Below are 24,029 nucleotides of genomic sequence, written 5' to 3'. Positions count from 1 at the left end.
TTTATTGTGCATTAATGTGTGCGTCGAGATTATCGAGCTCAATTAACGCTTGTTCAAATTCAAAATCGTCTAAGGCATGTTGAATTGATATACATTTAAGGCGATACACTGAAGGTATGCTTGTCATCAACGAGTTAAGATCGGCCTCATTGTATTCGTTATCTTTGGCTGCAAGGCGTATTCGATTAATAATCTGTTTCAACGTAACAGGGTTGATACAGGTTTCTTGTTGCGTGTTTTCGACGCTTTTAGACGCTATTGGTTGTTGTTTAATATAGTCACTTACCTTGCTAAAGGCGTGTTCAATATTGGGCAATGTGGCCAGTAAATCTTGAGCTGACTTTGTCATTGCTAGCCGCTCAGCATCGGTGAGTAAGCGGGTTAATTGCGGCAGAGCTAAATTACCGGCTAACCCTTTTAATCCATGCAGTTGTGCTTGTATTGCTGACCAGTTATCTTCAATAATTAGCTGTGTTAGCGCGGCAATGCAATGCTGTTGCTTGAGGATAAAGCCGTTAATCTCTTTGATTAATGTGGCTTTGTCGCCCCACAGGTTCATGCCTTTTTTGTCGTTAACCACTTGTGGTTTTTCTGTGGTGTTTTGCGTTGTTTCAGGCGTGTTTATATTGATATCAAGTTTTAATACTTGCGCTATTTCATGATTTAACAATGCAATATCAATGGGTTTATTGGCAAATCCGTCCATGCCGGCATCCATAGCCGCGATTCTATCTTCAGGTAGCACGCTGGCCGTTAACGCAATGATGGGCATGTGGGTTAATTGTTGGGTTGCTTCTTGCTCGCGGCGCAGGCGAGATGCGGTTAATCCATCCATAATGGGCATTTGCACGTCCATCAATACGATATCGATGTTATCGCTCTGCATGCGCAGTAGGGCTTGTTTGCCGTCGCGTGCGGTTATCACTGTATGACCTTGGCGCTTCATTACAATAGTCAATAAATCAATATTTTGCTGAATGTCATCTACCACTAATACGGTTAATGGATTAATGGCATAACTCGATAGTTGTTCAGTTACAGGCTGTATTTGTTTAGGCGCAGCTAATGGTAAGGCAAATTTAAAGCAACTGCCTTTGCCATAAGTACTGTTGGCGGTGATTTTTCCACCCATTAACTCAACTAATTGTTGGCTAATGGTTGTGCCTAAACCGGTTCCACCAAAACGGCGATTCATACTGGCATCTGCCTGAGCAAATGCATCAAATACCAAGGCTAATTGTGCTTGTGTCATACCAATGCCGGTATCGTTTATGGCAAATTCAATGCAACCACTTTTAGGTTTCACGCTGACATTAATGTTCACGCCACCCTCTTGGGTAAACTTAATGGCATTACCGATAAGGTTGGTGAGGACTTGACGGATCCTATCGGGGGCGCCGTGATAAGACTGGGCTACATCGGGAGTCACATTCACATCTAAATACAGTCCTTTGCTGCTTGCTTGTAGCCACAAGGTTGATACCACAGAGTCGACTTCTTCAATAACAGAGAAATCACGCAGTTCTAATTCAAATTTACCTTTGTCGAGTTTGGCGCTGTCGAGAACATCATTAAGCAAGTGCAATAATGATTTGGCAGACTGATTAATGGTATGCAGATGTTTGTGTTGTGCAGCAGGTAATTTGTCGTCGAGTAAAATGTCACTAAAGCCAATAATGGCATTCATTGGTGTTCTAATTTCATGGCTCATGTTAGCTAAAAACGCGGCGCGCGACGATGCAGCTTGTTCCGCTTTATCTTTAGCAATCATCAGCGATTGCTCCAATTCTTTGCGCTGGGTAATGTCCATAATAAAGCCGTCGAGCCAATGACTATTACTGTCTATATCATCAACACTTATATCATCAACATGGGTACCATAGCCCATCAGCCAACGAATATCGCCATTGGCGTTAAAAATACGAAATTCAAGAATAAACACTTTATTTGAAGTGACTTGATGAGTAATTTGCTCCACATCATCTGGATGAACATGTTCATAAAAACTACGTTTGGGTTGTTCTCCGAGATAGTCACTTGCAGGGTAGCCAGTAATGCTTTCAACGGCATCACTGATAAAGACCATGGGCCAGTTTTTGGTATTTAAACAACGATAAGCAATACCTGGAATGTTGGCTATTAATGACCTAAATTGTGCTTCGCTTTTTATCAGCGCTCGCTGCATTTCAATACGATGACGCAAATCACTGATGTACATTACAAACAGACTTTTGCCTTCAATGCAGGCATGGCCAATAGACACTCTAACAGGAATGGTATGTCCGTTAACGTGTATGGCTTCAACATCGCGGCCATCACTTATTTGATTGCTTAATGTGTCATCTGAATAACTGCGCAGATAGGAATTAAAGTCGTCGATAAAAGTTGCAGGGATAAACTGGCGTATATTTTGGTGACAAATATCATCGAGGCGCCAACCTAATAGATGTTCTACAGCTTGGTTGCCGCTTTCTATTTGCCCTTTGTCGTTAAAGGTTATTATGCCGTCAATGGCGGTGCTAATGGTGGCGCGATAACGTGCTTCACTGAGTTTTGCAGCGTGCAAAGAGGCTTGGTACTTAATTAACATGTTAACGGTGAGTACAAAGAGAATGATCACCATGGTAATCGTAGCAACCGCAATGCCTAAGTAGAGTGACACCATTGTGGTTTGTTCTGAAAACTCAAACCCAGGTGGCCTTACAAAACGCGCCGCTGCCATACCGATATAATGCATCGCTGAAATTGCACAGCCCATGACCCATGCTGCGATGATATTTTTATGTAACTCTGTTAAACGCAAACTGCCTAAATGATTTAGGCTAAAACGGACCCACAAAGCAAAGATGGCCAGCACAATGGCAACGACAATCGATAAGCCAAAATAAAGCAGGTCATAACGTAACAGTGGCGCCATTTCCATTGCTGACATGCCCACATAATGCATAGTGCCAATGCCAGCGCCGACTAAAACCCCTCCCACAATAAAGTGACTGACTCTTGGCTTGTGTATCGCGATGACATTGAGCGCAACCCAAGATGCAGCAATGCTAGGGATAAATGATAATGCTGTGATCCCGACGTTATAACTCACTGGTGTACATAGGCTAAATGCCAACATACCAATAAAGTGCATTGACCAAACACCACCGCCCAACGCGATGCTGCCACAAGAGAGCAATAAATGGCGTTTAACGACGTTGACTGTCACGGTCGCTTGTGAGGCCACTTGCATTGCCATATAGGAGGCAAACACCGCAATAGCTATTGAGATGAATACAACAAGAGGTTGAAAATTACCAACAATGAGTAGACTTTCATCTGTAACAGAAAATAATGTCGTTAGTGTTTCAGGCATAATGTTGTTGATGAGAGCCGCTATTAAAGTGATTGATAAAGTGTGTATCGGCGCCAAAAGTAAAAACACCAGTCATTTGGTTGATTTTTAATTAAAGTATGCGTCAAATCAATATTTACTTATAATCTTTACGTTATTATGTAGGGTTTTGCTCGTTACCCCTTGCATTGTTAACATTTGTCTTGGGTTACGACTCGATTGTTATGTTAATTGGAAAGAATATTCTCCATGCCTCTTTAGTCTAATGAAGGGTTATTTTGCTTGTGACTGATGTCGTTCTTTAGGTAGTTTGTCCTAATACAATGGCACGCAAGGAGGCTTAAATGACCATCAAACATCATCAAACACAATTCCCACTCACGTTAAGTGAATACCATGGTAATTATTCCACGCCGCTTATCTCTAAAACCATTGGGCAGTATTTAACTGACATTGCGAGCGAGTATCCTGAAAATTTAGCGGTAGTAGTGCACCATCAAAACATCCGTTGGACCTATCGCCAATATTGTGAACAAATTGATGCGTTAGCGACGGGATTGATTAAGTTGGGCATTGAACCCGGAGATAGAGTTGGGATATGGTCACCTAATAATATTGAGTGGTGTTTAACGCAGTTTGCCACCGCAAAAATTGGCGCGATTATGGTGTGTATTAACCCGGCTTATCGACCCGAAGAGTTAGCATATGCATTAGGTAATGTAGGTTGTCGTGCGGTGATCTGTGCTGATAAATTTAAGTCTAGTGATTACCTGCAGATGTTAAATGAACTCCTACCTGAACTCGCCTGTAGCAAGATAGGTGAACTCCAGTCTACAGCGTTACCTGAACTCGATTATGTTATTCGAATGGGCAGCGAAACGTCGCCGGGCATGCTTAATTTTAATGATTTATTGCAAAGTGTTAGCGCAGAAGATAAACACACATTGGCATGCATCGCAGAGTCGTTAACACCCAATGATGCAATTAATATTCAATTTACTTCGGGTACCACGGGCAGCCCTAAAGGTGCGACGCTATCGCATCATAATATCTTAAATAATGCGTATTTAGTGGCTGATGCGATGGGGTTGAGCCAAACAGATAAATTATGCATTCCAGTGCCTTTGTATCATTGCTTTGGCATGGTGCTAGGTAGTTTAGCGAGTGTGATTCATGCCACGGCAGCGATATATCCCGGTGAATCATTTGACCCAATAACAACGTTGCACGTGGTTGCCAAAGAGCGCTGCACCGCATTACATGGCGTACCAACCATGTTTATTGCCTTGTTAGAGCATCCGCAATTTAGTTCATTTGATCTCAGTTCATTGCGCACTGGCATTATGGCTGGGGCGACGTGTCCTGAAGAAGTGATGCGCCGCGTACAAGATTTGATGTACATGAAGGAAGTGTTAATTGGTTATGGCCAAACTGAATGCAGCCCACTGAATCACATTACCGAAATTGACTCACCCATAGAAAAACAAGTGCTTACCGTTGGCCGTGCATTACCGCATACCGAGGTTAAAATTATAAATGAGTTTGGTGAGGTATTGCCGATTGGCCAACCGGGTGAGGTTTGCAGTCGCGGTTACTGTGTTATGCAAGGGTATTGGAATGACCCGGTGAAAACGGCGGCCACCATTGACAGTGCCGGTTGGTTACATTCTGGTGATATCGGCCAAATGGATGAGCTGGGTTATGTACAAATTGTGGGTCGTATTAAAGACATGATCATTCGCGGCGGTGAGAATATTTACCCAAGGGAGATTGAAGAAAAACTTTACACTCACAAAGATGTACAAGATGCCGCAGTATTTGGCGTGCAAAGTGACAAATATGGTGAGGAAGTCTGTGCCTGGATTAAAGTTCGCGCCAATGCAGCGATTACCGAAGACGATATTCGCCACTTTTTAACCGAAAAATTCGCTTATTTTAAAGTGCCGCGCTACATCAAATTTGTCGATCAATACCCAATGACAGTAACGGGGAAAATTCAAAAATTTAAAATGCGCGAGTTGATGTACCAAGAACTCTATCAGGCGATAAATTAAGCGTTATTTTAGGAATAAAACTGAGTCGTTGTTGAGTGAGCTTTTAGTGGAAATGAAGTCGTAATTGGGCTGAACGTTTTGCTTTGTGGGGCAATACCCACAAAGCAACATTCGCAGTGCCTTTTATATAAATGATGATACCCATCGGACCGTTTTATGATGATTTATTCGTTCCAAACATAAAGATTAACGGTACGTGCAAGCGCTTAGCCCATGCGTTCTCTGTGTGATCTGCTCCTGGAAAATAAAGGCTGCGCCACTGATCTTTTGGGTATTGTTGTTCAATAAATAGCTTATCGATTTGTTTTTGTAACTCTGGGTACATGGCATCCAGGGTGCTATCACCATAATCAAAATAGACTTTTTGATTTGTCAGTTTATGCAAATTGGCCGCTATATATTGTTGAAATACAGGAAAAACCTTATCTTCTGCACTAAAGGTCCCAGGCCAATGAGTCGACATATTAATCGCACCAGCAAATTGGTCAGGGTAATTTAATAAGGTGTACCACGAGATTAGCCCGCCCATGCTTGAGCCACCTAAATAACGATGTTGCTGCCCTTTATTCACCGGGTAGTTGGCTTCAATGTAAGGGATGACTTCGTTGACAATAAAAAGGCTGTAGTTGTCTGAATACACTTTTGAAGCGAATAACGGGTGATCAGCGTACTTTTTGATTTTATATAAGGCTTGCTGTTTTGATGGCGAGAAACGTTCAAACGGTTGCTGTGGAAAAAACTCACTGTGGCGATTTTCGACCGCATTAGGAATACCCACCACAATTATTGGGCGGATTTTTCCTTGTTCAATCAGCTCGCCAGCGACTTCATCTACTCGCCACTCTTGCTTGTTCCAGGTGCTATTGGCATCAAACAACATGCGGCCATCGTGCATGTAAAGCACGTCATACTGACTTTGTTTGTTATACCCAGGTGGTAACCAAACGCTTAAAAAACGGTCTTTTACATAGGTAGACTTAAATGGCTGAATGGTATCGATTTGGCCTTTGCTGACACTTGGAGACGGGGCGTCAGCATTAGCTGGAGCGGATAAAAAAAACGACAAGCTAAATAATAAAATCACGAATTTCATGGCAACGCCTTATTATCATAAAAATTCATTCTTACATGCCATTATGTTAATTCAGTGTGAATACGTATGTATCGTTAAGGATTAACAAAAGGTATTTACGATTGACGCGATCACCCCCGCACTAGGGACATAGATAAAATGAACATTGTCACTTTGAGAAGCTAAGTTACAAATTTATACACAACGGGTTCATTAATAGTTAGCTGAATACAATGTATTAGAAACTCAGTAGTTATTAACTGAAATCTTATACTTAGTTTTCACGAAACGAATTCATTCAAACGGGCATATCGTTCATAGCCATGCCATACTTACGGACAAGCCTTAGCTGGATTTATTTTCTTTAAGGTATAAAAACAAAACCCCGTATCAGCTAGGCTAATACGGGGTTTTGTTGTTTCTATTATCAATAATCAATCGACATTAGATTTTAATTTGGTCGGTATGAGAGGATTCGAACCTCCGACCCCTGACACCCCATGACAGTGCGCTACCGGGCTGCGCTACATACCGAATTTTGTTAATGCATGTGTTGATACAAACATCATAACTTAGCGAGTATTTTATACTGGGGTCACTAAGTGGATATGCACTTTAGCAACTGTATTTGCCTAGTGCAAGCTGTTAGTTATCAGCTCATTGTCGATTGACTATAAACTATCCAGCTGTATTGAAAAGCGTATTAATTCAATGTTGTAACTTTACGATTTAAAACATCAATGCTTTGGCGTAACACGTTATTATTGAGCATTGGTCGTGCTACTGATTGTAGAGCCTCCGACCTTCACGCATGACTTGGATTAACTCTGGCGCGCTCATCTTCTTGTTTAAGCGTTTTTTATACTCTAAATCGTAAATTCGGTACTTACCAAAACGGTCAAGCACAGTGATTTCTGACTTTTGGTAAATCGCAAAACGGCTACTGTCACCAATATACACCCAGGTTTCGCTGTTGGGCTCTAGCAAGCTACGCCCAGAGCTGTAATCAGTACTTGGGTTGGTGCAACCTAATACCTGGCTGAGCAAAGTGGGGGCAATACCGTAATGACTGGTGCGGTAATTAATTTTATTTCCATGTCCGTCTGGCCAATGAATAATCAGCGGCACTTTAACATTACCAGGCGATAAATCGTTACGGGCATCGCTGGTGTTACTGGTAAAGACCTGACCATATGTGCCGGTAATCAACACGATTGTGTCGTCACTGACATTATCAAGCAAAATGGCGAGTTGCTGGTCGATAAAATTAAGCGATTGACGGTATTGATTAAACAATACTTTTTGCGCGGGCTTTAATGCCATATTCGGCTTAATAGTTTGTACACCTAAAAAGCCTATTGGGGTGTCGTAATCTTCAGGCGCGGTGAGGTTTACCAGTGCAAACCAAGGTTGTGTTTGACTTGATTGCCACGCATTTACGGCATTAATCGTGTTGATGTCTGCATCTGCACTGCCATTATCACCGGCGCTGGTGTGCATTTGCATGCCTTTGAATATGGCTGCATTGGTGATGTCGTCACTCATTTTAGGGGCAAAAAACGCTTGTTGATATCCTTGTTTACTCAGCTCGCTGGTTAATATTGGCGCTGTGCTGGTAAATTCTTTGCGGTCGCTGTAATTGCCTTGTAATCCGTACATTAAGGTGAACATGCTGGTGTCAAAGTCAGTGCCACCGCTAAAATGATGACTAAAGCGCTGATTTTGATTACGGTATTGGGTTAAGTAAGGCATGGTGACATTGTCGACCATATCCGCACGTAAGCTGTCGATAGTGATAAATAAGATGTTGGGTTGGCTGTCTGCGCTGCACTGCAAAGGATTGAGTGGATAGCTTAATTTGCGCGATGTAGATGAGCGTGATTCAACCGATTGCATGCTGCTGTCAATGCCGTGATTTTCCATAAACGAGCGCGCAGTTGCAGGATAAGACACAGGATAAGCGTCGTCGAAACGGGTGACTTCGGTCATGTTGGTGGCGTCGGCCCAAATGTGGAACAAGTGGCTACTGACAAAGCAAGCACCGACAAAAAGCACAACGCGGTTACCCCACTGTTTTTTCTGTATTTTATCGATGCGCTTCCATAAAAAGTTGGCTGCTGTTAACTCAATTAACACAATGACGATGGGGGTTACAATGTATGAGGTGCTGTGCAGCAATGCGTTGAGGTCTTGCCAGGCTAGGTCGAATGCAAAAGGACTTAAATGAATACCGTAGTCGTCATAAATTATGGTGTCATACAGTAGAGTGTAGAGTCCGAGTGATGCAATAAAGGCGGCAAAACCACGTAAAATTTTAGAGTAGGGTAGGAGTAAAGTAATCGGGAAAATAAATATTAAGTAACCAATAAAGGCTAAAAAAGTAAAATGCCCTATGGTACTGATGGTCAGGTAGGCCCAGCCGATAACGCTTTCTGGGTAGCCCACACTGCCAATATATCGAGCGCCAATTAGCATCGCCAATATGCCATTAAAAAAGGCAAACCAGTGACCCCAATTAACTAAGCGTGACACTTTGTCACGCGTCATTTGCTGCTTTTTGCGCTCGATCATGTTTACGGGTATTCCTACGTTATTATCACAGACTAATTCAGTGTAACTGATTGTTAGCGTAGTGATAAATTTTATTTTGTCGATTACTTAATCGACTGTGTTAACGCTTTGGCAAATTGCTCTGCAACTTGCTGGCGCGACTCATTTGGGACTTTTTTGTCGAGTAAATGGGTCACACAGTTACCTAATACCATTAGGCTTAAATCGGTAGGAGCTTGGTGCTTAGCTAATACAGCAAGCATCTCGCTGATAAGAGCTTCAACTTGGGTGTTAGTGTATTTAGATTGAATTGCCATAGTCAGAAAACTTCAATAAAGAATGAATTAGCTGCACATAATAACGGATTTAGCGCTTTATCGCCTCAAGTTTTATTCGCGCTATGTGAGGAATATAGCAAACCCTTGTTCGATTTATACGGCGGGTCTGATATCATTCTTTTTAAAATTATCTTCAGCGACAGAATAGGTTAACAAGGCTTATGGCGATTAGTATTGAGCAAGCAATTATTCACGAAATCTCTCAAGATGGTCAGGGGCAAATGCGCTGTCGTTTACGTCCACAACCGCTGTTGAATACCAACGCTGTTGAAACCATGTTAGAAGAGTTACACCAGACATACTCGGGTAAAGCGGGTAAAGGGTTTGGCTTTTTTGGTACTCACGGTGATGATGGCGAAGCCAATGATGAATTTGCAAATGCGTTAACCGGTTACCGCAGTGGCGATTTAGGCTTTGTTGAGTTTAGTGGTCAAGCAAGTCAGTTATTGCAACAAGAGTTAGCCAAGTACGATTTTAGCCAGGGTGGCTTTTTGTTGATGTCATGCTACACCAGTATGACCAGCGACTATTTGTTTGTGGCATTATTAAGTGCTAAATCATCAATGACAGTATTAGATGATATGGAACTGTCGCAAAACAATCATTTAGATTTAAGCAATATTCAACTAGCCGCACGTATTGATTTAACTGAGTGGCAAGCGGACAAGAGTTCACGCAAATATATTTCGTTTATTCGCGGCCGCGCCGGTCGTAAAGTGGCTGATTTCTTTTTAGATTTTATGGGCTGCGTTGAAGGCGTTAATACTAAAGCGCAAAACAAAACGTTAATTCATGCTGTTGAAGATTTTGTTGCCGGCAGTGAGCTAACTAAAGATGAGCGTCAAGAGTGTCGTAATAAAGTGTTTGAGTATTGCTCTGAGCGCGCAGATTCAGGTGAGGTGATTGAGGTTAAAGATTTAGCCGATGAATTAGCTGACTCTGGCATGGATTCTTTTTATGACTTTGCCTGTGGTGGCAGTTATGAGTTAGATGAAGAGTTTCCGGCAGATAAAGCCAGTTTACGCAGTTTGAAGAAGTTTTCGGGTACTGGTGGCGGTGTGACGTTAAGTTTTGACGGCGGTCATTTAGGTGAGCGCGTTATATACGACCCGGTGTCTGATACCATTTTAATTAAAAGTCTGCCGGCCAATTTAAAAGATCAATTAGATCGACGTTTAAAAGGCGAGTAATCATCTATTGGGGTTATTTATATCGTTAAATTAGCGTCCAATAAGGGCGCTTTTTTATATTGAATCATCATTTTTTTTGTATCAACGGGTACGATTATTCAACGAGGATCCGTTTTTTGCTTTTCATTACGCTTTAGTTGAGTAAACTAGCGCCAAATTTTGCACATTTTATGTTGTTAAGTTGACTTAACTTAACACACTTTGGGGGAGCGATGATCACAGCATACGCCTATCAAGATAGACAACTTGTGACCACTGAATTAAAAGTGGGTGACAATGTGCCAGAGTCGACTTTGTGGTTAGATTTATTAAAACCTGATGATAAAGAGCGAGACTGGTTGAGTTCGTTTTCTGCTGAAGAAGTGCCCGACGAAGAAGATATTAAAGAAATTGAGGCATCGGCCCGTTTTTATCAAAACCAAGATGGTTTGCACATTAACTCATTATTTCCGCAACGTGTGAGCTCAGATGTACGTGCGGTAAACGTATCGTTTAACTTACGTAAAGCTTTTTTACTGACCATTCGTGAAGAAGATGTCGGTTTAATCCGTTTATTGCGTAACTATTTACGTTTAGGCCGTTTAGACATCACCACGCCGCAAGGCTTGTTGTTAGAGTTATTTAATCTAAAAGTAGATTACTTATCTGACTTAATCGAAGACGTGTATAGCGTGTTAGAAAATGTCGGTGAGCAAGTCTTTAATGACGAAGAGCTCGATGATGTGTTTAAGCTTATTACTTTGCAGGAAGACTCTAACGGTAAAATTCGTTTAAGTTTGCTCGATACCCAACGCTCGTTACGATATATGCAACGTTATTATCGTGAAAGCTTGTCGGATGAAAATTTAAAAGACATTCGTGAGATGTTGTCAGACATTGAGTCTTTAATGCCTCACAGCCAATTTATTTTCGATAAGTTACAGTTTTTACTCGATGCGGCGATGGGCTTTAGTGGTTTACAACAAAACAAGATTATTAAGATATTTTCAGTATCAGCGGTGGTGTTTTTACCGCCGACCTTAATCGCCAGTAGTTATGGGATGAACTTTCATATTATGCCAGAGCTTGATTGGCGATTGGGTTACCCTATGGCGGTTGGGCTGATGTTAGCCAGTGCTGCCGGAACCTACTTTTTCTTTAAACGTAAAGGTTGGTTGTAATGATTAAAGCCATTTTGTGATTAGATTATTGATTATCTCGTTACAGTAAAAAGCCACCTGCATAATGAGGTGGCTTTTTTGTGGCTTGTAATCTTTTATCAACCGGCTTAATTAGCACCGATGCCGAAGCTGATTTTATCTCTTGGGCTGAGGTAAGCATGAATTTTTTTAGGTAATGCCGCCGCGGGTAAACTGCGGACAATGCTCATATTATGATTTTGTAAGCTGATAATAGGCGCTTGGTCTTTAGGTACGAGTTGATCGTAAACAATCACATTAGGGTACAGTAATTGCTGTAAATTGACCGACATCACCATCGCAAATTGGCCACTAGACAATTCGATAATACTCCCTGGCGGGTAAATACCTAACATTTTAATAAGTTTACTCACGTATTCGTTATTGAGCTTGTTATTATAATTTTTGTATAGCATGCCAAGGGCGATACTCGGTGGTTTGGCTTTAACTTGGCTTGTACCATTACATAACATATCGTACTCGTTCACTACGGCAATTAATTGCGACAGTTTGTCGAGTTTGTCTGCTTTAAGTCCTTGTGGGAAACCACTACCATCTAAAAACTCATGGTGATTGGCGATTAACGGCTTAGCTTCCTCGGGGAAACTGTCGGCTAATTTTAAGAAGTTAATACTCATCAATGGGTGTTGTTTGATAAAGTTTTCTTCTGGCGCAGATAATGGCACGCGTTTATTAAGAATTGTACTGGGCACTTTGAGTTTGCCTATGTCGTGAAATAAGGCTCCAATACCTATGGTTTCAACTTCTTCACGGCTCCAACCAAGCTCTTTTGCCATCAACATGCAAAGTATCGCAACGTTTAGCGAGTGGTGATAAATATGCTCTTCGTTTTTGGCATCGCCCATTAAATGCAATGCAAGGTTGTCACTATTGAGTAGCATATTGGTGAGGTTGTTTATGAGATCTTTTGCTTCTGTCACGGCATTAAGCGGACGGCTACTGATTTTTGACACCATCGAGCGCATCATGGCGACAGAACGTTCAAATTGTTGTTCGGTTTTCTTTAAATCACGCTTGAGTTTTTTTTGTTCATCTATTTTGGCTGTTTTGTCGCTAAGCATTTGCTCTTTTAGTGCAGTGAGTTCTTCTTCGGTGGGAGCTTGTTCTGGCTTATCTGAGGTGACAGGCTCAATATCGCTTTTTTCAGAGTCAAAAAACACATCCTTGAGTCCTAATCCTTTGATTAGCTCAATTTGGGCGCTATTTTTGATTTTAAAACTGCTAAACAAGAATGGATGGTCTTTCCACGAAATAGGTAGACGGATAAACGTGCCCACTTCAAGTTGTTCTACAGCGACTTTTTGGTTTTTTTTCATGATTTAGTCATAGTGACGTTATTAAACAACAAGCTATGTTTATCTTTATGCTTTACAGCAGCTTTGTTGACGTGGCAGCATAATACTATAAATGGACAAGTAATAGTTACCCTCTATGGATTTTATTGAAGTATATCCCAATGTGATTAGCGATGATTTGTGTGACCGCTTAATTGCAACATTTAATGCGCACCCTAATGTCGGCCCGGGTCAAACTGGTTTTGGGGTGGATAACGAGAAAAAGCGTAGCAGTGATTTAATGTTAGATGCTTTTACCGATTTAGCAGAATTGAAAAATGAGCTTTTAGCTGCGACGTTTACACAGATGACGGATTACTTCACCCAATATTCATTAGCATTAATGGGCGCGGTGTCGGTGCAAGTAACCGACGAGCAAGGGCAAGCTCAAACATTAACACCCGACAACTTCGATGCGTTAGGTAAGCCCAGAGCGAGCACTTTAACCAAGTATTTATATCGCAGTGGCACAATCAATATTCAGCATTATCAAAAAGGTGTCGGTGGGTATCCTCATTGGCACTCTGAGCAGTTCCCACAAAATGGCCATAACGAAGCCCTACACCGCGTGGTGTTGTATATGTTTTACCTTAACGATGTGCCAGAGGGCGGAGAGACAGAGTTTTATTACCAACAACGTAAAATCAGTCCTAAAAAAGGCACTATGGTGATTGCACCTGCCGGTTTTACTCACAGCCATCGGGGTAATGTGCCCATTAGCAATGATAAATATATTGCAACGTCTTGGGCCATGTTTAATCGTGCAGAGCAGTTATACGCGCCACTGAGCTAGCTTTGGTGTTGGGTGACAGCCGGAAGCTCGATTACAAATGCCGCCCCTCCGAGTACGCTGGTGCTTATTGTCATGGTGCCGCCGTAACTACTGATAAGCTCGTGACAAACTGCCAGCCCGATCCCTTGCCCTGGTGATTGAGTGTCAGCGCGTATGCCGCGTTGAATGATTTTTTGTTTAATGTCGTCAGCTATTCCTGGGCCGTCGTCTTCTATACAAATTTGGATCTGGTTGTTATTAAGCCGTTGCACTTTAACGCTCACCTGATTGATACAAAAGCGACATGCATTTTCGAGTAGATTTCCAAATAGCTCCATGACATCGCCTTTACTGAGTGGTAATTCAATATCGTCTGCAATGTTAATCAGTATGTTGATGTGTTTGTGTTGATAAACTTTATCGAGCATTTGAGTCAGCGACTTTACAATCTCTAAGGGTTGAGTTTGCAATAAGTGCAGCCCTTGTTGCCCTAACATGGCCCGTTTGAGCTGATATTTTACTAAGTGGTCCATGTCATTAATTTGCTCAAGAATTTTTTGGTTTTGTTGTTGCTTGTTCAAACTTGGGTCATCAATGATTGCGATGCTGGCCGCGAGTCGGGTTTTAAGACTGTGGGCAAGATCGTTCATTGCATTTTGATAACGGGTTTGCCGCGCATCTGATTGGTTGAGTAATTGGTTAAGAGCTGTAGTTATACCTTGTAATTCAACTGGATAATCTTGAGATAGGCTGTTTTTTTGCCCTCGTTGTAATAAGGTTAACTCTTGTTTTAATTGCGTTAGTGGTCGCATGCCCCAGTAAGCCGCACTGATAAGCAAAAGCAATGCAATCAACAGCACAATTGCCAATCTAAAATAAGTCAGCCGATTAAATTGGCTCAGCTCAGTTTTAAGGGCGCTGGCGTCTTGTAAAATGAGCAAGTGGTATATGTCGGTTTCTACGTCAATACTTAATAAATAAGCCAAATAGCTTTGGCTGCCAAAGTTGAGATAAAACGGCGGTAAGTCATCTTTAATCGATTGGTATTGTTCGCATATTTTGGTCAAATTAAGGCTTATTGCGTAGTCTGAGCGCCAGAGGCTGTCGTAATCATCATTGCACGTTGCCATGATGTATTGCGTGTCCACATCATCACCTTCACGAGCCTGGGTGATGGGAATTAAATTATTTTCTCGAAACTCTGCAGCAATGATTGGCAGTTTAGCAATTAACGAGCTGGTGGTTTGATTGTAGCGGTTTTGTGCATGCAACAAGTTAATTAACCATGCGAGACCAAAGCCTACCAGGGTAATGATGCACAAGGAGGTGACAAACATCCTTGTGAGTAAACGTTTTTTAGGGCGTAAAGTTAGTCGCATGGGTGATTGAATTTATATCCTTGGCCGCGAATGGTGGTGATGGGTTGATTCATTCCGCCTTGACTGAGTTTTTTACGTAGGCGGCTTATCATCACTTCGATGGTGTTAGGATCGCCTTCTTTGTCGGCATAAATCACATCAAGCAGACGTTGCTTGGCGACGACCTCGTGACAGTGGCGCATAAGGTATTCTAAAATTTGATATTCAAATGCGGTTATCTCTAAGGGTGTTTGTTGCAGGCTGACTTGTTTGGCGGCTAAATCGACTTGTAATGGTCCGCTGGTTATTAATGATCGAACAAAACCGCCACTGCGTCGCACTATGGCATCGAGTCTTGCGATAAGCTCTTCTTTTTGAAATGGTTTAACTAGGTAATCATCTGCACCGGCGTTGAGTCCCTCAACTTTATCTTGCCAGGTTAACCGTGCAGTTAAAATCAATAGTGGTGTTTTCACTTCGGCCTGGCGTAATGATTTGATTAAGCTAATGCCGTCTAGGTCGGGTAAGCCAATATCAATGATAGCTACATCAATAGGATAATTTGTGGCTTGATAAAAGCCTTCTTTTGCGGTTGTGGCCACTTGTACCTGATTGCCCGCCTCGGTGAGTTGCACCTGTAAATGGTGTGACAATATGGGGTCGTCTTCGATAACAAGTATACGCATGGATTATCCTTATCTAAGCCCAAGCACTAGGTTCTAACTTATCTCTGTTTACGGTTAAATACTAACCGTAATTATGCCGCCTAGGGTAGTGTTTGTTTATCTGTGAGCTCTTTTCTCGATAGGGTGGATCTTGATGATTGAATACATCATCACCCTTAGCTTTGGATGACGGGTTACAATAAATATCCAACAGTATTATTGGTTTGTCCTAGGTTAAGTTGTTGGGCGTAAGTTAGAATAGTGCAATTAACGGATGACTTAAGGATTAAGATGAAATTAACCGGATTTATATTAGCAGGCGTTTTAAGCTTGTTTTCAACAGTCGCGATAAGCGAAACATTCACCTTTACCGCTATCCCTGATGAAGATGAGAGCCAATTGCGCACCCGTTTTGATAAAGTTGCGGTGTACTTATCTGAGCAATTGGGCGTAGAGGTTAAGTATGTGCCTGTTAAGTCATACTCTGCAGCGGTTACGGCGTTTCGTAATAATCAAGTTCAGTTAGCCTGGTTTGGTGGTTTGTCGGGAGTACAGGCGCGTCGATTAGTGCCGGGGTCTGAGGCCATTGCTCAAGGTTTTGAAGATCAGTTTTTTAAAAGCTACATTATTGCGCATCATTCAACTGAATTAGCGGCCAGTGATAGTTTTCCGCTATTGAACGATTACACCTTTACCTTCGGTTCAAAAGACTCAACATCTGGGCGTTTAATGCCGCAGTATTTTATTGAAAGTAGCGTGGGGCAATCTGTCGATAAAATCTTTAAGCGCATTGGTTTTTCGGGCGACCATAGCCGTACTATTAGCCAGGTTGAAGCCGGCGTATACCAAGTGGGCGCGGTAAATTACAAAGTGTGGGACACCGCTGTTGAAAAAGGCGAAGTTGATACGTCAAAAGTCAGCGTGATTTGGCAAAGCCCGACTTATCCAGATTACCAATGGACAGTGCATTCTGGTGTCGACACTGTTTATGGTGCAGGCTTTAAAGACAAGCTAACCAAAACCTTAATCGGCATGAAAGATAAAGATTTATTAGACAGTTTTCCACGCGAATCATTTGTACCAGCGAGTAACAGTGATTACGAGCCTATTGAACGTGTGGCGAAAGCGATTGGAATGTTAGATTAATGCTGACCGTTGTTGATACCGATTTAGGTTATGGGCAAAAAATTATTTTGCCCAACATCAGCTTGGCACTTAATGCCAATGAGCATGTTGCGATTTTGGGGCCGTCGGGTGTCGGTAAAACGACCTTGTTACATCATCTGTATCAACAACTGGCTGAGCAAACGTGTTTGTGTTCACAGGCACAAGGTTTAGTCGACAATTTGTCTATTTTTCATAATGTGTTTATCGGCGGATTAGCACGTCATTCTCGTTGGTATAATATGGTTAATTTGTTGCTACCGTTTACACAACCACAGCAACACATTAGCGCTATTTGCCAACAGCTTGAATTGACTATGCCACTGCAAAAAAAAGTCAGCGAGCTCTCTGGCGGTCAACGCCAACGTGTTGCACTTGCTCGTGCGTTGTTTCAGCAGCAACCGGTGTTTATGGGTGATGAGCCTTTTTCGGCGTTAGATCCGCTTATGGGTGTTAGGTTACTCAATTTAGTTAAACAATCACATCAAAGTGTTATTTGTGTTTTGCACGATGCTGAGCTGGCGTTGGCGCATTTTGATCGCATTATTGTGATTAGTGCAGGCAAAGTGGCGCTAGATGCTAACGCTAATCAACTCACACTGGCGCATTTGTCTCAGCATTATGTTGTGGCCGATGAATCGCCTCATCGTGCAGATTAACCCTAACAAAATGGCAAATACCGCTTCGACACGTTTTTTTCCTTTTATTGGCCACTGGCAAAAAATAACCCTAGGGTTATTTTTACTGGTGCTTGTTTGTTGGTTTTTTGCCGACACAGAAGTGATTGCATTAGAGCCTTGGGCTGAACTTGGGCGGATGTTTACGGGGTTTATCACACCTGATTTTGGCGCAACCGAATATTTATTAGAGGCCGTGTGGCAAACCATCAGCTTTGCGTTATTAGGAATTTGCTTGGGGCTATTGCTTGGATTTCCATTAGCGCTAGCCTATCAACACCCTTTGATTGCGGCTATGTGCGCCTTTATTCGGGCTATTCATGAAATTTTTTGGGCGCTGATTTTTTTACAAGTGTTTGGGTTATCACCGCTTACCGGTATTTTAGCCATTGGTCTGCCATATGCCGCCACATTTGCTCGCGTGCTTGCCGATATTTTACAACAAGCTCCCCCGCAAACCGTGTTTGCTCTGCCTAAAGGCACGGACAGGTTATCTGCACTGATTTATGGCCGCTGGATGCATATGTATCCGCAAATTGTGGCATATATTCGTTATCGTTTTGAGTGTGCGCTTCGAAGCAGTGCGGTATTAGGGTTTATTGGTATGCCGACGCTAGGGTTTTATTTAGAGTCTGCGTTTCGTCAAGGCCATTACCAGCAGGGCGGGGCGCTGTTGATCTTGTTTATTGCCTTGATAGGGACTATCCGTTTTTGGGCGAAGCCTGCGATGTTATGGGTTTACTTACCGTTAGCCGTGTATTTTTTACCTGAGTTACCCGTGCTTCAACCGCAATTGATTTGGCGCTTTATCTCGATAGATATTTTACCACCGATGCTCCAAGGGCAAACGCTCACTGCCTGGTTTGCAGCAGACACGTTTATTGCTGTCTGTGAATGGGCTTATGAGTTAGTGCGCGACCAAGTGTGGCCGGGGATTATCGCTACGTTAGTTTTAGCTTGCTGTGCGTTGGGTTTAACCCATGTCTTAACCTTAATAATGTTACCGCTCAATACGACATTGATGATGCCCAAATGGGTCATCATGCTAATGCGTGGGGTGAATTTAATATTGCGTTCATTGCCCGAATACTTATTAGCGTTTGTGTTTATGTTGTTACTTGGCCCATCAATGCTACCGGCAATCATTGCGCTAGCATTGCACAATAGCGGCTTAATGGTCTTTTTAATGGCTAGGCAGTCTGACGACATTATTGTGCCGTTAACTTATCGTGCGCGATTAGATCATTATAGCTATGTGGTGTTGCCTGCAATTTATCCTCACTTTATGGGGTTATTATTTTACCGCTTTGAGGTTATTATTCGCGAAACTGCCATTTTAGGTATGTTAGGCGTAATGACATTAGGATTTTATGTGGACAGTAACTTTGCGGAAATCCGCTTTAGTGGTGCGTTATTGTTATTGATGTTCACGGCAGGATTAAATGTGCTGGTTGATTACATTGCCCGCAGGCTACTTCAAGCGCCGCGGGACAAATTACAAGCGTGTTAACCCTGTGATTATCAAGCGAGCCACTGACTCACTATATTGCTGGCAATAGTGACAGCGACTACAATAAAAATGATCCCCACTAATAAATCAATAATGGTATTGGCCGCGAGTAGTTTTTGTTGAATACGCGGTTTAGATAACACTAATGCTAATAAGCCAAACCAAATAAAAGACAGACTAAATAATAATATTGCCGCGGCTGTTTTAGTGGCAAAACTCACTTGTGGGGTAATGAGTACCGTAAACAGCGTAATAAAAAAGATTAATGCTTTGGGATTGAGTAAATTGGTATACAAGCCAATTTTAAACCCCTTAAATGACGACATTTGTGCCACATTGTCAATCGGTGAAGTCACTACAGTAGAGGGTTGACGTTTTAATTTAAGTGCTTTGAAAGCTGATGTTAGCGCACCAAATCCCATCCAAGCCAAATAACCACTCCCAACAAGTTGAACCACAATATAAGCCACAGGTGATTGTTGGATCATCACGCTGATCCCCAAGAGTGACAATAACGTGTGAACCAAGATAGCGGCGGCAATGCCTAGTGCACAATAAACGGCGGTAATTCGTGTCTGTTGCGTGGCCATTTTGACAACAATGGCAAAGTCTGGGCCTGGGCTCATTAAGGCAACGATATGTATCACCGCTAAGCTGGCTAATAAAGTCATGTCCATATTGATTTTGCTCTGTTATTGCTTGTTTGTTATGGGCTAAGCCAATGATAATGGCACAGTTATATAAATAATAGATAACAAAAAAGCGCTATATTAGCGCTTTTTTATATTTGTGCTTATTAAGCCAGTTATTTGCTGTTTAGCACTTGCTCTTCAAAGCTTTGGGCTGCTTTACCCGCTTGTGAGTTATTAAAGGTATCTTGGTTAAATTCACCTTCAGATTTAGCAATAATAACAGTACCTACAGCGTCGCCTGTCACGTTTACCGCGGTGCGGATCATATCGAGCATTCTGTCTACACCAATAATTAATGCAATGCCTTCAACCGGTAAACCGACTTGATTAAGTACCATTGCAAGCATAATTAATCCAACACCAGGTACACCCGCTGTACCTATTGAGGCCAGAGTCGCGGTCACAACCACTGTTGCATAATCCATAATGCTTAATTCAATGCCAAACACTTGGGCAATAAATACCGTCGCAACACCTTGCATAATGGCGGTACCATCCATGTTAAGCGTAGCGCCAAGTGGCAATGTAAATGATGCGATTTTATTGTCTACGCCCATTCTGTGCTCACAGGTTTCAATGGTCACAGGTAAGGTGGCATTGGAGCTTGCTGTACTAAAGGCAAATAGTTGTACGTCGCGAATTTTACGCAAGAACATCAATGGGCTAAGGCCTGAGAACAGTTTTAATAGTGTTGGGTATACCACTAAACCTTGAATTAATAATACGGCAACGACTAGGAAGAAGTATTTAACCACACTGCCAAAGGTTTCAAGGCCCAGGGTTAAACTCAACTTTGCCATTAACGCAAACACACCATAAGGTGCGAGCTGCATAATAAGTGTTACTACTCGCATGATCACTTCGTTAAGATCATTAAAAAATGATGCGACTCGGGTACCGCGTTCACCAATGTGCGAGATTGCAAAACCAAAAATAACAGCAAATAGAATGATCTGCAGCATATTGCCTTCACTCATCGCTTGCATCGGGTTTGTCGGTACGATATTAATAAGGACTTCAGACAGGCTAGGTGCATCTTTTACTGAATATTCAAGCGCATTGCCAGCAAGACTTGCATTGCCTGGATGAATGATGACTGCCGCTAAAATGGCGACGGTAAGTGCAATCGCGGTAGTAAAAAGATAGAAAGAAATGGTTTTTCCTCCGAGGCGGCCCAGTTTTGATGGGTCACTGAGAGAACTTGTACCACAGACAAGTGAGATAAATACCAAGGGCACGACGAGCATTTTTAAGCTGGAAATAAAGATGGTACCGATGACATGTAAGAATCCATCTGTGATGTATTCTTGGATAAACTGGCTGTCTGGGAGCATGTTTCTTAACATGAGGCCAAAAACAATGCCTAATCCCATGCCAATTAAAATTTTGCTCGTGAGTCCGAGCTTGCGTTGTTTACTCACGGAGTAGTCCTTCTCATCATATTATTTTAAATTTTGTTGAATGGGCTAAAGACTAGCAGGAATCAATCTTTTAGGAAATGGCAGAAAGTGAAAGTTTTAGCGGATAAATAACACAGAAAACATTAGAGTTATGCTAAAGTTACAAGATATTTGCGTATTGTTAATCTATAAGTAACTATAATAACCATTTAGTTTAAACTTAATGCAACAGGGAGCCTGACAATGAGGTCAGCATATAAAGTATATTTTGCACTTTTATGTTCGTTTTTTCTCTTCGCTTGTGGCGGTGGAGGTAGTATTACAGATGATGACTCGGGAGATGGTACAGATACAACGACAACAATAACCTTAACTATCGACAACACTCAAATCTCAGTTGCCGAACCCGCAATTCTTACCGCTACCGTTTTAGATTCCGATGGTGATGCGGTTAACACCTTAGTCACCTTTGCCCTTAATGACGATTCTTACGGTACATTTACACCCAATACCGGGGAAGTGGTGACCAATTCTAATGGTGTTGCAACGATTCAGTTGGATACCGCCGAGATTAATACTGGTGCAACAGTTACCGCAACAACCTCTGATGGCGATTCTGCGACTGTTTATGTGACCATGGCCGGTGATGGCGGCGCTGCTGATGGCGGTGCTCAAGTGTCATTGGTGTTAACTGACGCTTCGGGTAATAGTATTGACTCAATTAGCACTTTATCCCCAGGTAAGTTAACAGCGACTGTGTCTGGCATAAGCAAAACCTCAATTGTAACGTTTGCCAGTTCAATTGGTGATTTACCCGTGACCACCGCAGTGACTGACTCTTCAGGTAAAGCAACTGTTGATATATACGCAGGTAGCTCCCTCGGCGCTGGTGAAGCCACTGCAACCTTATCTACCAATGAAACCGGCTCAACCATTGTTGTCGTTGGTGCGACAAACGTGGTGATGGGCAGCGGCGATCCTTTTGAAGAAGGCGTGGCATCGATTAGTGCAACCGATTTATCTGCAGGCGGTACAACAACAGTTTCTGTATTGATTCAAGATGATGAGGGTAACCCTTACACTGAGCCTGTTGATGTTAACTTTTCATCAACCTGTGCCAATAAAAGCCCGGCTCAGGCGGTGATAAGCTCTCCTGTTTCGTCAAGCAATGGTGTCGCAACGACAACTTACCGTGCTGAAGGCTGTGTGGGTGAAGATCAAATTAATGTTACGGCCAGTGCTGGTGGCATTAGTTTATCCGCAGTAGGTACGCTTAATGTATTGCAATCTGATGTGGGCAGTATCGTGTTTGTATCCGCCACACCTGAAAATATCAGTATTTTGGGCACCGGCGGGACTGAATCATCGGTTGTTCAATTTAAAGTATTAGATAAGAACAACAACGTGGTTGCTAACCAAAATGTGTTGTTTGCGTTAAATACCAGTGTGGGTGGTGTGGCTATTGATCCTATCGAAGCGACAACAGATAGCGGTGGTTTAGTCCAGACAGTGGTAAATACAGGTACTGTCTCCACATCTTTACGTGTTACTGCTACTGTTGATAACGATTCGGTGCCAGCAATTTCGAGCCAATCAAGTCAACTTATTGTATCAACAGGTATTCCAGATCAAGACAGCTTTTCTGTTTCGGCAGAAACACTCAATCCTGAAGGCTGGGATGTTGACGGTACAGAAGTGACGGTTACTGCACGTATGGCTGATGCCTTTAACAACCCTGTTCCTGATGGAACGACAGTGTCTTTTACCACTGAAGGTGGTTCTATTGAAGATGCCTGTCAAACGCTTGATGGTGCCTGTTCTGTCACCTGGACCAGCCAATTACCAAGACCTGAAGGGCAGACTATTCTGAATGCTGCAGGACAAATGACCCGTAATCCAGATGCGACATTAGGTTATGATTCGACATTGGACCTTTATGGCAACATTTACGGTCAAAAGTACGGTGGCCGTGCAACGATTACCGCGACTGCTATTGGTGAAGAGTCATTTCCTGACTTAAATGGTAATGGTCGTTTTGATGCTTCTGAAGCAACAGAGTTTACCTCTGGTACAGATGTGACTGGTCAATCGTTTGATTTAAATGATGCGTATAATGATTATAACGAGGATGGTTTCTTTAACCCTCAGCAAACCGGTGGTCAGACAGGCGGTTCATTAGAAGAGTTAGTTGATTTCAACTCTAACGGTGTGTTTGACGTAAAAGACGGTAAATACAACGGTGTGCTGTGCTCTGATCCTGTACATAGTGCTTGTGCTGATGGTGTCAATGAATCTAAGTCATTGTTCGTCCGTCGTAGCGTAACCTTAGTGATGTCTGGCAGTACCGCCTTTGCTACTGCACCAGCCGATATTATTGTTGTTGATAGTACTGGGACTCACTCGGGCGAAAGCAGCATGACTATTGTAGGTAAAGGTTCTGCAACAGCAACATTTACCATTTCTGATTTACACAATCAGCAAATGCCCGCAGGTTCAATCGTTAGGTTTACCACTTCAGCAGGTTCCGTTGTGAGCACCAGTGAGTACACATGGCCGAGCTCTAATTACAATGGTGGACGTCAATTTACGGCGACGATTAAAGGTGAAGATGAAGCTAACACAGGGGTATTCATTGTTGAAGTTGAATCGCCTAATGGTGTAGCTACTCAGGTTGTATCAATTGGTGTAACGATTCTCTAATTGAACTGGTGATAAAA

The 24,029-nt window shown here is 42.4% G+C and carries 17 protein-coding genes and 1 tRNA gene; 8 read left to right on the top strand and 10 right to left on the bottom strand.

The genetic code is table 11. The features are described 5' to 3' along the window. Position 1 precedes the first annotated feature (1 nt). The gene (locus IEY48_RS11680; protein WP_188920494.1) at positions 2-3,358 is read right to left on the bottom strand and encodes an MHYT domain-containing protein; all 3,357 of its coding nucleotides are present in this window, start codon (positions 3,356-3,358) and stop codon (positions 2-4) included. A 323-nt stretch (positions 3,359-3,681) separates the two neighbouring features. Between IEY48_RS11680 and IEY48_RS11675 the strand changes: the two genes are divergently transcribed. Then, positions 3,682-5,391 (top strand): AMP-binding protein, encoded by a 1,710-nt coding sequence (locus IEY48_RS11675; RefSeq protein ID WP_188920492.1) that lies wholly within the window; start codon positions 3,682-3,684, stop codon positions 5,389-5,391. Between the two features lie 154 nt (positions 5,392-5,545). Here IEY48_RS11675 and IEY48_RS11670 read toward each other — a convergent pair whose 3' ends face one another. The 4 genes from IEY48_RS11670 to IEY48_RS11655 all read right to left on the bottom strand — a co-directional run bounded on the left by IEY48_RS11670 (position 5,546) and on the right by IEY48_RS11655 (position 9,330). Next, positions 5,546-6,484 (bottom strand): alpha/beta hydrolase, encoded by a 939-nt coding sequence (locus tag IEY48_RS11670; RefSeq protein WP_188920489.1) that lies wholly within the window; start codon positions 6,482-6,484, stop codon positions 5,546-5,548. A gap of 436 nt (positions 6,485-6,920) precedes the next feature. Further along, a tRNA-Pro gene (locus IEY48_RS11665) sits at positions 6,921-6,997 on the bottom strand. Between the two features lie 246 nt (positions 6,998-7,243). Then, positions 7,244-9,034, bottom strand: coding sequence for a DUF3413 domain-containing protein (locus IEY48_RS11660; RefSeq protein WP_188920487.1), 1,791 nt, complete (start codon positions 9,032-9,034; stop codon positions 7,244-7,246). Between the two features lie 83 nt (positions 9,035-9,117). Further along, positions 9,118-9,330 carry a YejL family protein gene (locus IEY48_RS11655; RefSeq protein WP_188920485.1) on the bottom strand — a complete coding sequence of 71 codons (213 nt, stop codon included), beginning with the start codon at positions 9,328-9,330 and terminating at the stop codon, positions 9,118-9,120. Between the two features lie 182 nt (positions 9,331-9,512). On the opposite strand from IEY48_RS11655, the gene yejK reads away from it, so the two are divergent. Beyond that, entirely contained in the window at positions 9,513-10,541 is a 1,029-nt protein-coding gene (gene yejK, locus IEY48_RS11650; protein ID WP_188920483.1) for a nucleoid-associated protein YejK, read from the top strand. A 212-nt stretch (positions 10,542-10,753) separates the two neighbouring features. Next, the gene (gene corA / locus IEY48_RS11645) at positions 10,754-11,701 is read left to right on the top strand and encodes a magnesium/cobalt transporter CorA (RefSeq protein WP_188920481.1); all 948 of its coding nucleotides are present in this window, start codon (positions 10,754-10,756) and stop codon (positions 11,699-11,701) included. A gap of 107 nt (positions 11,702-11,808) precedes the next feature. Here the strand turns inward: corA and IEY48_RS11640 are convergent, their stop codons facing one another. Continuing rightward, positions 11,809-13,056, bottom strand: coding sequence for a cyclic di-GMP phosphodiesterase (locus IEY48_RS11640; protein WP_188920479.1), 1,248 nt, complete (start codon positions 13,054-13,056; stop codon positions 11,809-11,811). A 115-nt stretch (positions 13,057-13,171) separates the two neighbouring features. Here IEY48_RS11640 and IEY48_RS11635 point away from each other — a divergent pair, with 115 nt between their 5' ends. Continuing rightward, positions 13,172-13,867 (top strand): 2OG-Fe(II) oxygenase, encoded by a 696-nt coding sequence (locus IEY48_RS11635; RefSeq protein ID WP_188920477.1) that lies wholly within the window; start codon positions 13,172-13,174, stop codon positions 13,865-13,867. Here IEY48_RS11635 and IEY48_RS11630 read toward each other — a convergent pair. Next, a complete protein-coding gene (locus tag IEY48_RS11630) occupies positions 13,864-15,225 on the bottom strand; it encodes an ATP-binding protein (RefSeq protein WP_188920475.1) in 1,362 nt (453 codons plus the stop codon). The genes IEY48_RS11635 and IEY48_RS11630 overlap by 4 nt on opposite strands. Beyond that, a complete protein-coding gene (locus IEY48_RS11625) occupies positions 15,216-15,890 on the bottom strand; it encodes a response regulator (protein WP_188920473.1) in 675 nt (224 codons plus the stop codon). The genes IEY48_RS11630 and IEY48_RS11625 overlap by 10 nt, the downstream gene beginning before the upstream one ends. A gap of 270 nt (positions 15,891-16,160) precedes the next feature. Between IEY48_RS11625 and IEY48_RS11620 the strand changes: the two genes are divergently transcribed. From IEY48_RS11620 to IEY48_RS11610, 3 genes are read left to right on the top strand one after another with little or no spacing between them, the layout of a single operon-like run. Beyond that, entirely contained in the window at positions 16,161-17,015 is an 855-nt protein-coding gene (locus IEY48_RS11620; protein ID WP_188920471.1) for a putative selenate ABC transporter substrate-binding protein, read from the top strand. Next, positions 17,015-17,692 carry an ATP-binding cassette domain-containing protein gene (locus tag IEY48_RS11615; protein WP_188920469.1) on the top strand — a complete coding sequence of 226 codons (678 nt, stop codon included), beginning with the start codon at positions 17,015-17,017 and terminating at the stop codon, positions 17,690-17,692. The genes IEY48_RS11620 and IEY48_RS11615 overlap by 1 nt, the downstream gene beginning before the upstream one ends. A gap of 10 nt (positions 17,693-17,702) precedes the next feature. Then, positions 17,703-19,220 carry a PhnE/PtxC family ABC transporter permease gene (locus IEY48_RS11610; protein WP_188920541.1) on the top strand — a complete coding sequence of 506 codons (1,518 nt, stop codon included), beginning with the start codon at positions 17,703-17,705 and terminating at the stop codon, positions 19,218-19,220. A gap of 11 nt (positions 19,221-19,231) precedes the next feature. On the opposite strand, the gene IEY48_RS11605 is transcribed toward IEY48_RS11610, so the two are convergent. Both IEY48_RS11605 and IEY48_RS11600 read right to left on the bottom strand, forming a co-directional pair. Then, the gene (locus IEY48_RS11605; RefSeq protein WP_188920467.1) at positions 19,232-19,897 is read right to left on the bottom strand and encodes a LysE family translocator; all 666 of its coding nucleotides are present in this window, start codon (positions 19,895-19,897) and stop codon (positions 19,232-19,234) included. 128 nt (positions 19,898-20,025) lie between these two features. Beyond that, complete coding sequence (locus IEY48_RS11600; RefSeq protein ID WP_188920464.1) at positions 20,026-21,333, bottom strand: dicarboxylate/amino acid:cation symporter; 1,308 nt, start codon at positions 21,331-21,333, stop codon at positions 20,026-20,028. Positions 21,334-21,555: 222 nt separating this feature from the next. On the opposite strand from IEY48_RS11600, the gene IEY48_RS11595 reads away from it, so the two are divergent. Further along, positions 21,556-24,012, top strand: coding sequence for an Ig-like domain-containing protein (locus tag IEY48_RS11595; RefSeq protein ID WP_188920463.1), 2,457 nt, complete (start codon positions 21,556-21,558; stop codon positions 24,010-24,012). Positions 24,013-24,029: the final 17 nt, after the last annotated feature.

The sequence above is a fragment of the Shewanella saliphila genome (assembly GCF_014648295.1).
Classification (GTDB): domain Bacteria; phylum Pseudomonadota; class Gammaproteobacteria; order Enterobacterales; family Shewanellaceae; genus Shewanella; species Shewanella saliphila.
This window is presented reverse-complemented; position numbering and strand designations above follow the sequence as displayed.

What these genes read in the sequence shown, in the direction of transcription:
- IEY48_RS11610 (WP_188920541.1), top strand. Translation starts at nt 17,703, where the DNA reads ATGGCAAATACCGCTTCGACACGTTTTTTTCCTTTTATTGGCCACTGG.
- IEY48_RS11625 (WP_188920473.1), bottom strand. Translation starts at nt 15,890, where the DNA reads ATGCGTATACTTGTTATCGAAGACGACCCCATATTGTCACACCATTTA.
- IEY48_RS11655 (WP_188920485.1), bottom strand. Translation starts at nt 9,330, where the DNA reads ATGGCAATTCAATCTAAATACACTAACACCCAAGTTGAAGCTCTTATC.
- IEY48_RS11640 (WP_188920479.1), bottom strand. Translation starts at nt 13,056, where the DNA reads ATGAAAAAAAACCAAAAAGTCGCTGTAGAACAACTTGAAGTGGGCACG.
- yejK (WP_188920483.1), top strand. Translation starts at nt 9,513, where the DNA reads ATGGCGATTAGTATTGAGCAAGCAATTATTCACGAAATCTCTCAAGAT.
- IEY48_RS11605 (WP_188920467.1), bottom strand. Translation starts at nt 19,897, where the DNA reads ATGGACATGACTTTATTAGCCAGCTTAGCGGTGATACATATCGTTGCC.
- IEY48_RS11670 (WP_188920489.1), bottom strand. Translation starts at nt 6,484, where the DNA reads ATGAAATTCGTGATTTTATTATTTAGCTTGTCGTTTTTTTTATCCGCT.
- IEY48_RS11595 (WP_188920463.1), top strand. Translation starts at nt 21,556, where the DNA reads ATGAGGTCAGCATATAAAGTATATTTTGCACTTTTATGTTCGTTTTTT.
- corA (WP_188920481.1), top strand. Translation starts at nt 10,754, where the DNA reads ATGATCACAGCATACGCCTATCAAGATAGACAACTTGTGACCACTGAA.
- IEY48_RS11660 (WP_188920487.1), bottom strand. Translation starts at nt 9,034, where the DNA reads ATGATCGAGCGCAAAAAGCAGCAAATGACGCGTGACAAAGTGTCACGC.
- IEY48_RS11630 (WP_188920475.1), bottom strand. Translation starts at nt 15,225, where the DNA reads ATGCGACTAACTTTACGCCCTAAAAAACGTTTACTCACAAGGATGTTT.
- IEY48_RS11680 (WP_188920494.1), bottom strand. Translation starts at nt 3,358, where the DNA reads ATGCCTGAAACACTAACGACATTATTTTCTGTTACAGATGAAAGTCTA.
- IEY48_RS11620 (WP_188920471.1), top strand. Translation starts at nt 16,161, where the DNA reads ATGAAATTAACCGGATTTATATTAGCAGGCGTTTTAAGCTTGTTTTCA.
- IEY48_RS11615 (WP_188920469.1), top strand. Translation starts at nt 17,015, where the DNA reads ATGCTGACCGTTGTTGATACCGATTTAGGTTATGGGCAAAAAATTATT.
- IEY48_RS11635 (WP_188920477.1), top strand. Translation starts at nt 13,172, where the DNA reads ATGGATTTTATTGAAGTATATCCCAATGTGATTAGCGATGATTTGTGT.
- IEY48_RS11675 (WP_188920492.1), top strand. Translation starts at nt 3,682, where the DNA reads ATGACCATCAAACATCATCAAACACAATTCCCACTCACGTTAAGTGAA.